Genomic DNA, 14,576 nt, shown 5'->3' with positions numbered 1-14,576 from the left:
TGTGTCGAAAACTGTTGGGGTAAGGGGATTTCACGAACTCAGCGCGGCCGTCGGCGGGGTTCTGGCCGCCCGGATCGCGGGGTAGAACCCGGCCACCGCGCCGATCACGAGCGTCGACGCGACAGCGGCGGCGATCGTCACCGCGGGCAAGGCGAACGGCCAGTCGTTGACGAGGGCCATCACACCCGTCACGGCGGTGCCGAGGCCGCACCCGAACACGCCGCCGAGCGCCGAGAGCAAGAGGGCCTCGCCGAGGAACTGCACGAGGATGTGCCACCGTGTGGCGCCGAGCGCTCTTCGCAGACCGATCTCGCGCCGGCGTTCGAGCACCGAGATGACCATCGTGTTCGCCACGCCGATCCCGCCGACGAGCAGCGCGATCGACCCGAGGCCGACCAACAGGCCGGTGAAGGCCTGGTTCGCGGCGTTGCGGGCGGCGAGCGCGTCGGACGGCCGCGAGACCTCGACTTCACCCGGCGACTGCGGGGCGATGGTCGGGCCGAGGAGCGAGCGGACCCGGTCCACCGCCGCGTCGGCTGACCGCTCGTAGACCGTCGTCGGACTCCCGTCGAAACCGAACAGCGTCTTCGCCACCGGAGCGCCGATCAGGGCCGCGCGGTCGAGGGCGGGTACGAGGGGGACAGGATCGAGGATGCCGACGACCGTGAAGTAGTTGCCCCCCAACCAGATCTGCGTCCCAGGGGAGACGACGCCGAGGCGTTCGGCGGCGGCGTGCCCGAGGACGACCGTGGGGAAGCCGGAGGTCGCGGGGTTCAGCCAGGTGCCGCTGCGCACGCTGCCCGACACGACGCCCAGGAGCGCCTCGTCCGCGACCGTGGTCGTGATCCCGCCCGTCTCGTCGGGATCCGACAGTGGGCTGCGGAATACCGGGACGGACAGCGCGCAGGTGCCGCTCACCGACTCGACACCGTCGATCCTGCCGATCTTCCCGACCGTGTCGGGAGGCAACGTCGTGGCCTTGCCCAGCAGACTCTTGCCCGGCGTCGCCGTCAGGAGGTTGGTGCCGAGCCGGTCGAGTTCGTCGTTCAGCCGCGCTTGGCTCGACGACGAGATCCCGACGACGGCGATCATCGCGGCGATGCCGATCGCGATGCCAAGAGCGGACAGGATCGCGCGCATCGGTCGCGCTCGAAGCCCGGTCGTGCCAAGCCGGAGCACGTCCCGGCCGAGGAGCCGCGAGCGGGCCCCCGGCGGTGCGAGTGCCGTGCTCACACCGCCACCCCCGGCTCCACGAAGTCGTCGACCACACGGCCGTCCCTGATCGCGATTCGCCTGGGCAACGTCTCGGCCAGCTCCACGTCGTGGGTGATGACGACGACGGTCGTCCCCTGCCGGTTGAGCTCGTGGAGCAGTTCGACGATCGCGGTGCCCGAGGCAGAGTCGAGGTTGCCGGTCGGCTCGTCGGCCAGAAGCAGCGGCGGGTCACCGACGACGGCACGCGCGATCGCGACCCGCTGGCGTTCGCCGCCCGACATCTGGTTCGGCCGGTGGCCGAGGCGGTGCGAGAGGCCGACGCGTCCCAGGGCCGCGACCGCCCGGCGGCGGCGTTCGGCGCGCGGGACCCCCGTGTAGAGCAGACCGTCCGCCACGTTGTCCACGGCGGTCACGCCTTCTGCGAGGTGGAACTGCTGGAAGACGAATCCGATCCGGTGCGCCCGGAGCGCCGACAGGGCGCTGTCGTCGAGGTCGTCGACCGTCAGTCCGTCGATACGCGCGACGCCCGAGGTCGGGCGGTCGAGCGTGCCGATGATGTTGAGCAGCGTCGACTTGCCGGAACCACTCGGCCCGACGATGGCGACGAGCTCGCCCCGCTCGACGGTGAGCGTGACCCCCGCGCACGCGAGCACCGGCGGCTCACCGTAGGAGCGCTGGACGTCTTCGAGCGAGATGATCGTGCTCACCGTTTCGGCACCACCACTCGCTGACCGGCCGCCAGGCCGTCACCGGAGACCTCCACCCGGCTGCCGGCGAACAATCCGGTCTTCACGGCGACCTTCCGCGTCGTGCCGTCGGCCTGGACGACCTCCACCCCGAACTCGTCCGGGCTGATCGCGAGCAGCGCACCGACCGGGACTGACAGGACGTTCTCCCGTCGCGCGCTCGGAACACTGATGGTCACCGAGGCCTCCTGGAGCGACCCGGCCACGGCCGGGTCGTCGAGCGTGATGACGACGGGGATGACCGTCTCCTTCTGTTCCCCCGCACCGGGTTTCTCGGTCGGCGTGCCGACCGAGGAGAACGTCCCGGTGGTCCGGATGCCGCCGGGCAGGTTCAGGCCGACCTTCGCCCCGACGACCGCGAGCTGCTGGTTGGCGAGCTTGAGCGTCGCGTCGACGATCCGGGTCGTGGTCGTCGTGGCGAACAGTTCGCCCCCCGGGCCCGTCTGGTCGCCCACCCGCGCCTTGACCGTGCCGATCCGGAGGTCACCGCTGGAGAACAGCACCGAACCGAGCGGCAGGCGACCGGTGACGGCGAGGCCGTTCGCCTTCTGCCACCGCCGGATCGCGTCGGTGGTGAACCAGGAGAACTCCTGGTCGGGCTGCTTGGTGAAGAAGCCGAGGTCGCGCAGGCTCTTTTCCAGCTGCTGCACGTCGGGTCCCTTGTCCATTCCGGACCCGAACTCGCGCCACGCGGGCATTGCACCGCGCAGCAGGAAGACGGGGACGTCGTCGACGGCGTAGAGCTTGCCGCCAAGCGTCACAACCGAGCCGGGCGTCGGCACCTCGGTGACGACACCGCCGCGCCCGGCCTGGATCGTGCGCGCGTCGGCGAACCGCAGGGTGCCGGACGTGCTCGTGCTGCTCTCGAGGTCACCCTGCACGACCTCGTCGGTGGCCCCAAGGAAGGTCCGCGCGGTGTCGTCACCGCGGTCGCCCGAGCCGGCCGTGGCGACGATCCCGACCCCCGATCCGACAGCGGCGACGGCTGCGGCGAGACCGACCACGAGACGGCGCCGTGAGAGCCGGGGCTGCTGCGGCGTCTCGACCTCGGGTGGGTGCTCCGCCACCTCGGGCATCACTTGACCCCCGTGCGGCCGCGGATGCCGTTGGGCGCGCAGGTCGTCAGCGCCTGCTCAGGCGCGTTCTCCGGGACCTCCAACGGTGCGCTCGCCGTGGGGTCCTTCACCTCGACTCCGTGCTCGCGGAGGCACTTGGCGATCTTCAGGTGGTCGGCCAGCATCTCCTCGTCCGACTTGCCCTTCTCACCGCCTTCCTGCGGAGGCGGGTTGCCGACCTTGTCCCGGCACTTGGTCGCCGCCTCGTTGAACGCGGTCATGTCGCCACCGTTCTGGATCTTCAGGCCGCCGTCGGACTCGGGATCGGGCATGTTCACGCCCTGCTCGCGCATGCATTTGGACAATGCGAGCTGGAATTCCTCGAATGACGCGTACGACTGCTTTCCCGCCTGCGCGGACGAATTGGTCGTCGGCTTCGAGTCAGTGCCGGCGGCTGCGCACGCGCCCAGCAGCGAGACGAGCAGGGGGACGGCCGCGACGGCGGCGAGGGCCGAAGTCCAGTGCTTGGCCATGTGGACGCTCCTTCGGTATCGGACCGCGACGGTCGTGCCGCGGACACCGAGCAGTCGACCAACCGGCTCGTTCCCAGGACGTTCAAGAAAACGTTTATGAGTCCGCAACAAGCGGTGTGATTGCCTGACCGCATGCGCGTCCTGATCGTCGAAGACGAGCCGTACCTCGCCGACGCGATCCGCGTCGGCCTGCGCCGCGAGACCATCGCTGCCGACGTGGTCCACGACGGCACGGCGGCTCTCGAGTCGATCGCCGTCAACGACTACGACGTCGTCGTGCTCGACCGCGACCTGCCGGGTGTCCACGGCGATGAGGTCTGCGCGCGAATCGCGGCCGACTACCCGCTGGTACGGGTGCTCATGCTCACGGCGGCCCGCACGCTCGGCGAGCGCGTCGCGGGCTTCGAACTCGGCGCCGACGACTACCTGATGAAACCGTTCGAGTTCCCGGAGCTCGTCGCCAGGCTGCGAGCGCTCGAACGACGCACACAGCCCGCACGGCCACCTGTGCTGGAGTCGCACGGCGTCAAGCTGGACGCGTTCCGCCGCGAGGTCTACCGCGAAGGCAGGCTGGTCCGGCTGAGCAGGAAGGAGTTCGCCGTGCTCCAGGTGCTGATGAACGCCGAAGGCGGGGTGATGAGCGCGGAAGCGCTGCTGGAGAAGGCGTGGGACGCGAACGCCGACCCGTTCACGAACACGACGCGGGTCACCATCTCGAACCTCCGCAAGCGCCTGGGCGAGCCGTGGGTCAGCCAGACAGTCCCCGGCGCCGGCTACCGGTTCGGGGCTTGAGGTGCGGCCACGGGGATCCGGGGACCGCAGGCTGCCGATCCGCGTCCGGCTGACGTTGAGCTACGCGGGCATGGTCACCGGCTGTGGAGCGGCCTTCACCGCGATCGTCTACCTCTTCATGCGCTACGTGCCGAGCTACCTGATCATCAAGGACGTTCGGTCGCCGGTCTCCGTGGAGGCCGGCAGGACCAGCCAGTCCGAGGGGGTGGCGATCAGCAGCCCCACCGACTTCCTCCAGGTGCTCCTGGTGGTCTCGCTGGTGGCGCTGGCGATCCTGGCGGTCCTCAGCGGGATCGTCGGCTGGATCGTCGCGGGCCGGATCATCAAACCGCTGGCGGCCATCAACGCCGCCGCCACCCGCGCCGCGACCGGCGCCCTCGACCACCGGGTCGGGCTGCAGGGCCCGAGGGACGAGATCCGCGACCTCTCCGACACCTTCGACCGCATGCTGGGGTCCCTGGAACGCGCGTTCGCGACGCACCGTCGCTTCGCCGCGAACGCGTCGCACGAACTGCGGACCCCCTTGGCCACCACGAAGACGATGATCGACGTCACCCTGGCCAATCCGCAAGCGGACGCTGGCGAACTACGTGCGCTGGCCGAACGCGTGCGGGAGGTGAACCAGTCGAGCATCGAGACGGTGAACGCCCTGCTCGACCTCGCGGACGTGGACAGCGGAACCCTGGCGCGCAGACCGGTGGACTTGGCCCCGATCGCGGCCGCCGTCGTGCGGGAACTCTCGGCCGAGGCGAAGTCGGGCAACATCGATCTGCCGGCACCGACCGGCACGACGACCGCCGTGGGCGACCCCGTGCTGATCCGGCAGGCCATCTCGAACCTCGCTCGCAACGCCGTGCGCCACAACCGTTCCGGGGGCCACGCGAGCGTGCGGCTCTCAGCCCACAACGGATCGGCGCGCGTCACGGTCACCAACACCGGACCCCCTGTCTCCCTGGCGTCCCTGGAGTCCCTCACCGAGCCGTTCGTCAGAGGAGCGGGCCGCACGCTCACCCGCAAATCGGGCCATGGGCTGGGTCTGGCGATCGTCTCCGGAGTGGCCTTGGCGCACGACGGCGCACTGCGACTCAACCCCAACCCCAACGGCGGCCTGACGGTCCACCTCGACCTCCCACATGCCTCCTCCGGCTAAGAGACCGCGCAAATTGGGGTTGCTCGCCCCGGAACGTCGGGCGGGGTTTGCTCAACTGGTGGGCGATCTGCGCGGCGTCGAGGCCGTAGAGGGTGAGCTGCTCGTAGTTGTTCTCCAACACCAGTTCGTCGGGATGCACTTCGGCGAGATGGGGCATGGACCGAGTGGGATGCAAGACCCTCTCGGACTTTGTCGGATGTCGGGTATGGTGCCCTCCTTACAATTCCTGGCGACATATGACATCGGCCGATAGTGGTCGTGCCCAGCAGGTGTGCCCGCCGGTTCCCGGCGCGTACGGTCTTGCCACGTGACCGAGCAGCCAGAAATCTCAAGACGGACTGTTCCCGTGGATCGGTTGCGGAGAGGTGACCACTCGTGTACGGCCTTCACCGACGACGAGGCCCACTGGCAGGTACTGACCGCTTACACCCGGACTGGCCTGGCCGAGGGAGAAAAGGTCCTGATCATCCTCGACCCCCATGATCTCAGCGACGACGAGGTCGTGGCACGCATGGACTGCGGCAGCGGTCGTGTGGAAGCCGCCTGGGACAGTGGCCAGCTGGTGTTGACACGCAGTCCGTCCTTCTTCGATTTCCCGGGCGGTCGTTTCGACAAGCAGCGCCACGCTGAAATCTTTGAGAGGGAGATCGAGCTCGCCCGTGAGGAGGGCTGGTCGGGGTTACGAAACGCGGGCGACATGGGATGGGTACTGGAGCAGGGCCTGAGCGACGATGAGGTGGTGGACTACGAAACCTCCGTGGAGGCGTTGTTCGCGGATGGTCGCTTCACCGCGATCTGCTGGTACGACCAGCGGCGGTTCAGCGACTACCTGGTGGCCGCGGCGAGCGAGGTCCACCCGCTCCAGGTGTTGGAACGTCTCGACGCGATCGACGTCGTGCGGACCACGAAGGGTGGACGGATCGCTGGTGCGGCGGAGCTGCCCACCCGTGAGAAGTTCACGGAAGCCCTGCGCATGGCGCTGGAGCGACCGGGAAGCCGTGGCCCCTTCCATTTCGAGCTGGACCTGACCGATCTGACCTTCATGGAGGCGCACTGCGCCTGGCAGCTGATCAGCTTCGCCGGCTCGCTGCCCGAGGGCAGCAAGGTTGTCGTCAGCTGCGGGCCGCTGGTCGAACTGTCCCTTCGGGGACTCGGCGTCGACACCGTGCCGCAGTTGGAGCTCCGGGTGGAGGAATTTCAATGAGCGAAGGCCATCTCCTGCACCTCGACTTCGGTCGTGCCGATCTCCCGCTGATGCGACTGCTGGTGGCCGAGTGTCTGTTGCGGGCCGGGGTGAACGACCGGGTACGGCGAACGTTTCTCCAGGCGGCGCTGGAGATCGCATGCACCGTGGTGGTCCACGGTGGCGGCTCGGGCAACCTCGTGGTGCGCTTGGCGGACGGGACACTGCGGTGCGAGGTCACCGACCAAGGCACCGGCCCGCATCCCCTGCTGTCGCAGGGCCCGCCCACCGGAGGAAACCACGGCTTGCGGCTGGCCGAGGCGCTCACCGGGCGGCTCGAACTGCGCCCCGGCCCCGGAGGCCGGGGCACTACCGCGGCTGTGGCCGTTCGCCTGGAGGATGTGTCGAACTGACCCAGGCGGCGGCCACCTGGGTGCGGTTGGTCAACCCCAGCTTGGCCAGGATGCGCTGCACATGGCCCTCGGCGGTGCGCTGCGCGATCACGAGGGCACTGGCGATCTGCTTGTCCGTCAGGCCCTGGGCGACCAGCTCGACGACTTGCCTCTCACGCGGCGTCAGCTCAGCGGATGCTGCCCTGGCCGTTGTCTCTTGTGGTGCGCCCCGACGGGAGACCTCGGACCGCTCTCGCAAAGCGCAGGCGACGGCCTCGTCCATCGAGAGTTTGAGGCCGCGTTGGAAAGCCCGCTCGAAACCGCGGTCGCCCAAGGTCTTGCGGGCCCGCCGCTCGCTCACCCGGATCTGTCCCGTCAGCTGTCGTGCTTTCGACTGACCCCGGCCGATGCGGTGCCAGATCTTCTCGGACGCACCCAGCAGTACGGCGGCGCGCTCGGCGGTGCCCTTGCCGATGGCGATCGTGGCCAGCAGGTCGAGGGTCCTGCTGAGTCCCTGCGGTGAATGGACGACGTACTCGAGCCGTAGGCACTCGTGGGCGTGTGTGATGGCGCTGTCGTATTCTCCCATCGCCCAATACGCCATGGCGAGTGTGCGCAGCACGTACGACCGGGCCCACTGCTCGCTGTACGCCACGCTGACGGCGAGGGCCTCGGCGCACAGCGGCACGGCCCGTTCGGGACTGTTCCGGAAGACGAGCGAGCAGGCGAGCTCGACCCGGCCGAGCACGGCGAAACTCATCAGATCGCTCCGATCGGAGACGATATCGGCGAGCGAGGTGACGGGCGGGTCCGCCTGCGCGGGCGCCGGTCGACCGGAGCGGTCATCGGCCTGGAGCACGGTATCCGACCGGCTGTGGATCAGCGACACCACACCGCTCGCCCACTGCGCCTTGGCGGGGGCGCCGCGCGGCTTCACGCCTTCGCACAGGGCCAGGTTCCGCAGCCAGTGCCGTACCTCGAAGCGCAGCACGCAGCAGCTCCAGTAGAACCACAGGGTCCCGACCAGCTTCAGGCCGAGCTGGGCCTCGCCGGGAGTGGTGAGACAGAAGTCGAAAGCCCCGCGGAGATTGTCCTGCTCGGCCCGCAGATGGGCGATGATCTCCAGCTGGCGTGGGCCGAACCACTGTTTCTCGTACTCCTCGGCCAAGCGCAGATAGTAGTCCCGATGCCGGCGGCGGACGGTGGACGCCTTGCCGAGCTCGTTCAGCTTCTCCAGACCGTACTCCCGCAGCGAGCTCAGCAGCCGATACCGGACGCTGCTGCCATCAGCCACCGAGACCAGTATGGACTTGTCCACCAGCCCAACGACCACATCGAGCACGTCAACAGGCTCGACATCCTCCCCGGCACACACCGCTTCCGCCGCACTCAGGTCAGCGCTGCCGGCGAATACTGAGAGCAGCGCCCAGACCAACTGCTCCTGTGGGGTGCACAGGTCGTAACTCCAGTCCACAGTCGAACGCAGCGTCTGATGGCGGGGCAGCGCGGCGCCGCTACCTCCGGTGAGCAGCCGGTAACGGTCGTCCAGCCGCTCGACGAGCTGGTCGATCTCCAAGATCCGCATCTGCACGGCGGCCAGTTCGATCGCGAGCGGCAGTCCGTCCAGCCGGCGGCACAGCCGGGCCACGGCCTTCTGGTTCTCCGCGGTGATCGCGAAGCCCGGGATAACGGCAGCCGCGCGATTGGCGAACAGTTCCAGGGCCGGGAAGCGTTTGGCGGCAGCCACGCCCCGGGCCGGTTCCTCGCGTTTCGGGACTGGCAGGGGCTGTACTTCCAGCAGGTACTCCCCAAGCAGACACAGCCGGTGCCGGCTGGTGGCCACAACTCGTACCCCTGCCGCCTGCTTCAGGACCGTGCCCACCAGTCGCGCGCAGGCGTCAAGCAGATGCTCGCAGTTGTCCAGCACCAGCAGCAGTTGCTGCTCCCGCAGGTGCTCGACGAGAACAGCCAACGGGTCTCGGTCCGTTTCGTCGCGGATCCCCAGTACGTCGGCGACCGCATGGGGCACGAGCGCCTCGTCCTGAAGCGGGGCAAGCGATACCAGCCACACGCCGTCGGCAAAAGCGCGCAGGAGTTTTTCCGCCACACGCACCGCCAGCCGGGTCTTGCCGACCCCGCCGACGCCGGTCAGCGTCAGCAGCCGGCCGGCCGACAGAAGCCGCTTCGCCTCCGCCACCTCGTGCCGTCGGCCCACGAAACTGGTTGTCTCCGTGGGAAGGCACGCGACACCCCGCGACCCGGATCTGCCCATGACCGGTCACGCCTTTCGCGTTGGGACCTCAGTTCGTCGACCAGATGCAAATCCTGGCCACGCCGGATACGCGGCGAAACAACAAGTAATGGCGCATTGTCGTCAACGTCCTTTTCTGCCAGTGACTGAACTCCTGTCCCGGGTTCAACGAGGTTGTCGGTCGATCCGCATGGATTCCTCGCGTGTCCCACCGCGATCTGGTCCAGGACCAGGCCCGCGATGCGGTCGTAGGCATCCAGCGCGATGGTCTTCAGCCGCGCGAAGATGCCCAGGGTGATCCATTCGTCGCGGCGGTTGCGGATCGTGCTCGCCGAGCAGGTGGTGTCGGCGCCTGCACCACGTTTTACCATGTGCAATACAGCGTTCCTGTGGGACCGCTCGCCTGGCCAGCACGGGAGTATCTCTCATGCCGCCATTGCCGACCGGGGCAGGATTGATCCTGACCGGGGGCGTTCTGCTCCTTCTCCTGCGCCGCAAGCAGGTCCGCTGGGAGGATCACCGCGGTACACCTCACTGCGCCGCCGGAAACGGGTGGGCAGGTCCTAGGCCTGCATCAGGTACAGCTTGCGTAAGGGCGTATCGACCTGCCAAGTGGTCCGGTCGCCCGCCCTGAGCCGGACGCCGACGCCGGGGCGCAGTTCGATGCGCTCGCCGTCGGCGAAGGTTATCGCGCCTGAGCCGGAGAGGACGAGGAACACCTCCTCGCGTTCGACGTCCTCCGCGATGCCCTCCTACATCTCCCACAGTCCAATGGCGGCTCCGCCCAGTTCGGTCAGCAAGAGATGGAGGGCATCGGGGGATCCGGCGAGAATCCGTTGCCCGGCGGGGACTTTCTCGGGGAGCTGGCACGTGCGGGCATCTCTGGTAAGGACACGGTCCGGTGTCATCGGCGCTTGGCTCCCTGTCGGATCTTCATGGAACATGTGTTACATTACGTGCCTTCCGGGCAAGATGAAAGAGGTCTGCCGTGGGCTCTGTGGACGCAGCCGATGATCGGTCCGATCTGGAGACATTGCCGTGGCTGGCCGGAATCGGGCGTTATCCGGTCAAGGGCTTGGGCGGGGAATCACTCGCCGAGGTGGCTGTCGGGTTGGACGGCCTTCCGTTCGACCGCGCGCTGGGGCTGGCCAACGGTGCCGTTCCGCTGGCGTCCTTCGGTACCTGGACGATCTTCGAAGCCTTCGACGCGCTGGACATGAAGCCGGACCTGGGCCGCTGTTCGGCTCGGCTTTCGGCGTCCGGCGAGGTCGTTGTCACGGGGCCGGACGGCGACGAACTGCGGGTCCGCCTCGACGCCGACGGCCGGCTGACCGCCGACGAGCGGCACATCGCCGACTGGCTTGGTTCCGCCGGCATCGAGGGCAGGTTGATCTCGTCGGGAGCGCACCTGTGGGACTTCCCCGACATGCCGATCTCGATCATCAACCTGGCGACTGTCCGAGAGCTCGAGCGCGTGGCCGGTGTTCAAATCGACCCGCGGCGGTTCCGGGCGAACCTGTATGTCGACGGCCTGCCGCCGTGGGCGGAGTTCGGCCTCGCGGGCGTCCACCTGCGTATCGGTGAGGTCGAACTGGTCGTGGTGAGGCCGATCGAGAGGTGCCGGGCAACGGCGGTCGAGCCGGGCACCGGCCGTGTCGAGCTCGATGTCCCCAGACTGCTCACCGGGCAGTTCGGTCACCTCCACTGTGGAATGTACGCACAGGTCAGGACATCAGGCAGGCTCCGGGTCGGCGATCAGGTCCACTGTGGATCGCCTGTGGTTCTCAGCCGGGCACAGGAGGGACTGACCCGGCGGGAGATCGTCGCGGCTCCGCGGGTCGCCACGGTGACGGTGGTGCACCGGCCCGCGAACGCCGTCGCCAGCCTCGAGCTCGAGGATCCAAGTGGTGCGTTCGCGCAGGCCCGCCCCGGCCAGTATCTGCGGGTCCATCGAACCGGACATGACGCTCCTGCTTGGCGGAACTACACGATCAGCCGGACCGGCGACGATATGACACGAATCACGACGCAATACCACGAGGGAGGCGTCGTCTCGCCCTGGTTGTCCAGTTTGGACAAAGGTGACGAGGTCCTGGTCACCGGGCCGTGCGGTGACGCCTTCATCGATGTGTGCGAGGGCGATCCGCTTCTCGTACTGACGGCTGGAATCGGCATCACGCCCGCGCTGGCCGTCGCCAGTGCGCTCGTCACTGCAGGAAGTGAACGTCCGGTCGACTTCGTCCACGTCGCCCCTGACATCGACCACATGCCACACCGCGACGAACTGGAGGCGGCTGTGGGAAAGCTGGGCAACGCCCGCTTGCACCTGTGTGTGACACGGCACGGCGCCGCCCCGCCGGGATGCCGCAACGGCCGTCCGGATAAGGAATTCATCGCGGACATCGTGGTCGATCCCGCGCGTACCAGTGTGCATCTGTGCGGGCCGGCCGCTTTCGTGCACGACATGAGAGCGATCGCCGAGACCCTTGGGGTGCCGGCGAATTCGATCCACTGGGATCCCTTCTACTCGCCGCGACCGGTCAGCATCGAACCCCGGCGGGCCCCGCACCCCGGCCCTTTCACCGTGACCTACCTGTCGTCCGGCACGACCACACAGTGGACCACCGAACAGGGAACACTGCTCGACTTGGCGGAGTCCCGAGGCCTCACGATGCCGTCGGCCTGCCGGTCAGGCGTGTGCGGAAGTTGCGCGGCCACGGTCCACGGCGCCACGGCCTATCTCGTCGACCCCATGACGGAGACCCGCAGCGGGCAGGTCCTGCTCTGCAGCTCGGTCCCGACCACGGACGTCCTGGTCGAGACCTGAGAAATTGTGCGAGTGATCCTGACCGGCTATTGGTCGGACACGGCGCGAAGGGCAGGGCGTACGTCGTCGCCGTACAGGCGCTGTACGTCTGCGCCGGGGAGGTTGGGCATCTCGGCCCAGTGCGTGACGATCTCGTCGTCAGTGGGCCTGCCGATGGGGAGGCGGACGACGCCGTCGGAGTCGTAGAAGCAGTTCTCGATGATCTCTCCGGTTTCCTCCACTGGGTGGATGCGGCGGAAGTACATGGGGAGTACCAGCCAGAATTCCTGGCCGGAGAGCGAGTCGGGGTCATCTTCGGGCTCGCCGGGATAGCGGCCGGTCACGGCTGCGACGATGCCGGCGCCGTCGTAGGGGAGTCGCTCGTCGGCCCGGATCCATTCGACTGTCGTCTTCATGCGGACGGTGCTTTCTGGTCGGGAGGCGTTGATGGGTGCCAGTCCACCCGATCTCGTGGCTCGCCGCATCGGGGAATGTCCCTTGGCGCGACCCCGGGATCACTTGGCCGATCCCTTATGGGCTGTCGAAGTGGGCCGGATGCCAAGGCAGGCAGAGGTGTACGCGAAACCCGCCGTCGGGAGTCGGCCCAAAGGTCAGCGTGCCGTTCAGCAGGTCCGCCCGCTCACGGAGCCCGATCAAGCCGTGCTGCGCACTCGGGAGTGACAGAGTGGGACGTGTCGGTGAGGCATTCGTGACTGTGACACCCAGTTCGCTGTGGTTGTGCCACAGCTGCACAGTTGCGCTTGCTCCGGGTGCATGTTTGCGTGCGTTGGTCAGTGCTTCCTGCACCGTGCGATAGACCGCCCGCTGGGTGGCGGCGTCCGCATCGTCGTGCAGCAACCCCTCGATGGTGACCTCGATGCCGCTGTTGGCCACAAGCGTCGGTAGCACAGCGAGTGTCGGCTGTGGCGCCAGGTCGGTGACCACGCTGCCGGACACCCGCAGCAGCGTGACCATGTGGCGCAACTCGTCGAGCGTGGTGACACTGAGCTGGCGAATGGTGGCGGCGATGTCTTTTGTCTCCGGACCGGGCGGGCTGACCTGGAGTACTCCGGCCTGCACGGCGATCAGGCTGACCTGGTGGGAGACGACGTCATGCATCTCCCGGGCCAGTTGGGCGCGTTCCTTGGCCAGGACGGTTTGTGCGACCAGTTCACGCTCATGGTCGCGGGCCTCATTGATTTCCTTGAGCTGCAGCGACAGATCGCCCCTGGCCTGGACCAGTTGCCCGAGGAACGCCGGCGCGCCACCGAACATCAGCGCGTAGACCACGTTGACGAGGATCGATGGCGCTGAAACCATGTCGTCCTTGCCAGGCCACGGCACGGCGTAGCCGATCGCGACCACGGCGGAACACAGTGCGAGCACCCGTCGGTCGCGGGTGTGCCGGGCGACGTCGTACAGCGCGATCAACACAGCGACGACCGCATACGAGAACGCCAGTGTCGGCAGTGTCAGCGCTAACGTGACATAGGGGTAGCGTCGCCGCAACAACAGCGCGAGTACGGCGACGCACACAGAAGCCGTGGAAAACGGCCAGTCAGGCTCAAAACCAAGCCACGCGTCAAGGACAGCCAGTCCGAACAGCGCGGAATCCACCGCCCATCGGAGCCCGCCGCCCGCCCGCTCGTTCATCCGGCCAGTATGGCCACCAGGACGGAGACGAGCGCGGTGGGCCTGCTTAGGCTGGTCAACGCGTTGGTTCGCTGTCCGCCAGAAACCTTGTACGACCAGGCTGCCGATCGTCGTCATCCTCTGGGGTGTAGGACCAGTTGGGTCGACCGCCGCCGGGACGGCGCCGGTTGCGGCCCACGGCGAGCCACAGTACGAAGATTGCGATCGCCACCACCGGCGGCGCCAGCGCAAGCGCCACAACCATAGTGCCACCGTCCGAATCGGACATCACCATCAGCGGCGTCGGGGCGTACAGGGCAGCGAAGTCGACCACGGGGAAGATCAGTCCATGCGCGGCGCGCAATCGCATCGCGAACACGGAGTCGAACTGTGCCCCGGATGCCTGGGCCATCTCGGTGAGCCAGCTCTTCTGCATGTCGTTGGGCGCTGAGGGCAGTTGCAGGCCGTACAGGCCCGCCAAGCGCTCGACCTCGACGTTCAACAGGGTGTGGTCGTTCATCATGGTGCGGCCGGCCTCTTGGACCTTGACGCTCGCCGACCGCTCACCGGCCATCTGACCGGCAGGCATCTCCCACAGATTGGCCAGCCGGACCTTGACCAGCAGATCCGCATCCCGAGCCGACAACCGGGTGATAGAGCGAACGGATTCGCCGCCCTCATTGCTCAGTGGTACGGAGCCGGGGAAAGCCGGGTTCGGTCATGGCCTGCGTTCCAGCCAGTCGACTGGATTACACCCGCCGACTGGCTGGTTTTGCGCGCCGATCGACCGGCCGCCGAGTGCGGGTGCCAGCGGGTCGGAT

The 14,576-nt window shown here is 67.9% G+C and carries 15 protein-coding genes and 1 pseudogene; 5 read left to right on the top strand and 11 right to left on the bottom strand.

All coding sequences use genetic code 11. From position 1 onward, the window contains the following. Window positions 1–30: 30 nt before the first annotated feature. The 4 genes from JOF56_RS43495 to JOF56_RS43480 are packed head-to-tail and all read right to left on the bottom strand — an operon-like array spanning window position 31 to window position 3,549. Window positions 31–1,233 (bottom strand): ABC transporter permease, encoded by a 1,203-nt coding sequence (locus JOF56_RS43495; protein ID WP_307855517.1) that lies wholly within the window; start codon window positions 1,231–1,233, stop codon window positions 31–33. Beyond that, window positions 1,230–1,922 carry an ABC transporter ATP-binding protein gene (locus JOF56_RS43490; protein ID WP_209645404.1) on the bottom strand — a complete coding sequence of 231 codons (693 nt, stop codon included), beginning with the start codon at window positions 1,920–1,922 and terminating at the stop codon, window positions 1,230–1,232. The genes JOF56_RS43495 and JOF56_RS43490 overlap by 4 nt, the downstream gene beginning before the upstream one ends. Further along, window positions 1,919–3,037, bottom strand: coding sequence for a peptidoglycan-binding protein (locus tag JOF56_RS60405; RefSeq protein ID WP_209645403.1), 1,119 nt, complete (start codon window positions 3,035–3,037; stop codon window positions 1,919–1,921). The genes JOF56_RS43490 and JOF56_RS60405 overlap by 4 nt, the downstream gene beginning before the upstream one ends. After that, window positions 3,037–3,549 carry a hypothetical protein gene (locus JOF56_RS43480; protein WP_209645402.1) on the bottom strand — a complete coding sequence of 171 codons (513 nt, stop codon included), beginning with the start codon at window positions 3,547–3,549 and terminating at the stop codon, window positions 3,037–3,039. Before JOF56_RS43480 ends, JOF56_RS60405 begins: the two co-directional genes overlap by 1 nt. Before the next feature lie 132 nt (window positions 3,550–3,681). On the opposite strand from JOF56_RS43480, the gene JOF56_RS43475 reads away from it, so the two are divergent. From JOF56_RS43475 to JOF56_RS43460, 4 genes are all read left to right on the top strand, one after another. Then, window positions 3,682–4,341: a response regulator transcription factor gene (locus tag JOF56_RS43475; RefSeq protein WP_209645401.1), complete on the top strand. Its 660-nt coding sequence runs from the start codon at window positions 3,682–3,684 to the stop codon at window positions 4,339–4,341. Window position 4,342: 1 nt separating this feature from the next. Then, window positions 4,343–5,491, top strand: coding sequence for a sensor histidine kinase (locus JOF56_RS43470; protein WP_209645400.1), 1,149 nt, complete (start codon window positions 4,343–4,345; stop codon window positions 5,489–5,491). A gap of 346 nt (window positions 5,492–5,837) precedes the next feature. After that, window positions 5,838–6,695 (top strand): MEDS domain-containing protein, encoded by an 858-nt coding sequence (locus JOF56_RS43465; RefSeq protein WP_209645399.1) that lies wholly within the window; start codon window positions 5,838–5,840, stop codon window positions 6,693–6,695. Then, window positions 6,692–7,087, top strand: a complete 396-nt coding sequence (locus JOF56_RS43460) for an ATP-binding protein (RefSeq protein WP_209645398.1) — start codon at window positions 6,692–6,694, stop codon at window positions 7,085–7,087. Before JOF56_RS43465 ends, JOF56_RS43460 begins: the two co-directional genes overlap by 4 nt. On the opposite strand, the gene JOF56_RS43455 is transcribed toward JOF56_RS43460, so the two are convergent. The 4 genes and pseudogenes from JOF56_RS43455 to JOF56_RS43445 all read right to left on the bottom strand — a co-directional run bounded on the left by JOF56_RS43455 (window position 7,044) and on the right by JOF56_RS43445 (window position 10,225). After that, window positions 7,044–9,281 carry an ATP-binding protein gene (locus JOF56_RS43455; protein WP_209645397.1) on the bottom strand — a complete coding sequence of 746 codons (2,238 nt, stop codon included), beginning with the start codon at window positions 9,279–9,281 and terminating at the stop codon, window positions 7,044–7,046. The genes JOF56_RS43460 and JOF56_RS43455 overlap by 44 nt on opposite strands. Before the next feature lie 245 nt (window positions 9,282–9,526). Continuing rightward, window positions 9,527–9,667, bottom strand: a pseudogene (locus JOF56_RS58705) (IS5/IS1182 family transposase); the annotation flags it as partial. 213 nt (window positions 9,668–9,880) lie between these two features. Beyond that, window positions 9,881–10,063 (bottom strand): cupin domain-containing protein, encoded by a 183-nt coding sequence (locus JOF56_RS43450; protein ID WP_307855827.1) that lies wholly within the window; start codon window positions 10,061–10,063, stop codon window positions 9,881–9,883. Between the two features lie 6 nt (window positions 10,064–10,069). After that, window positions 10,070–10,225, bottom strand: a complete 156-nt coding sequence (locus JOF56_RS43445) for a hypothetical protein (protein ID WP_209645395.1) — start codon at window positions 10,223–10,225, stop codon at window positions 10,070–10,072. A gap of 80 nt (window positions 10,226–10,305) precedes the next feature. Between JOF56_RS43445 and JOF56_RS43440 the strand changes: the two genes are divergently transcribed. Beyond that, window positions 10,306–12,144: an MOSC domain-containing protein gene (locus tag JOF56_RS43440; protein ID WP_209645394.1), complete on the top strand. Its 1,839-nt coding sequence runs from the start codon at window positions 10,306–10,308 to the stop codon at window positions 12,142–12,144. A 26-nt stretch (window positions 12,145–12,170) separates the two neighbouring features. Here the strand turns inward: JOF56_RS43440 and JOF56_RS43435 are convergent, their stop codons facing one another. From JOF56_RS43435 to JOF56_RS43425, 3 genes are all read right to left on the bottom strand, one after another. After that, the gene (locus tag JOF56_RS43435; RefSeq protein ID WP_209645393.1) at window positions 12,171–12,539 is read right to left on the bottom strand and encodes an AQJ64_40280 family protein; all 369 of its coding nucleotides are present in this window, start codon (window positions 12,537–12,539) and stop codon (window positions 12,171–12,173) included. A 115-nt stretch (window positions 12,540–12,654) separates the two neighbouring features. Then, complete coding sequence (locus tag JOF56_RS43430) at window positions 12,655–13,776, bottom strand: sensor histidine kinase (protein WP_209645392.1); 1,122 nt, start codon at window positions 13,774–13,776, stop codon at window positions 12,655–12,657. A gap of 55 nt (window positions 13,777–13,831) precedes the next feature. Beyond that, the gene (locus JOF56_RS43425; protein WP_209645391.1) at window positions 13,832–14,401 is read right to left on the bottom strand and encodes a DUF4142 domain-containing protein; all 570 of its coding nucleotides are present in this window, start codon (window positions 14,399–14,401) and stop codon (window positions 13,832–13,834) included. Window positions 14,402–14,576 lie beyond the last annotated feature (175 nt).

This window comes from Kibdelosporangium banguiense, assembly GCF_017876405.1.
In the GTDB taxonomy this organism is placed as follows: Bacteria; Actinomycetota; Actinomycetes; order Mycobacteriales; family Pseudonocardiaceae; genus Kibdelosporangium; species Kibdelosporangium banguiense.
This window is presented reverse-complemented; position numbering and strand designations above follow the sequence as displayed.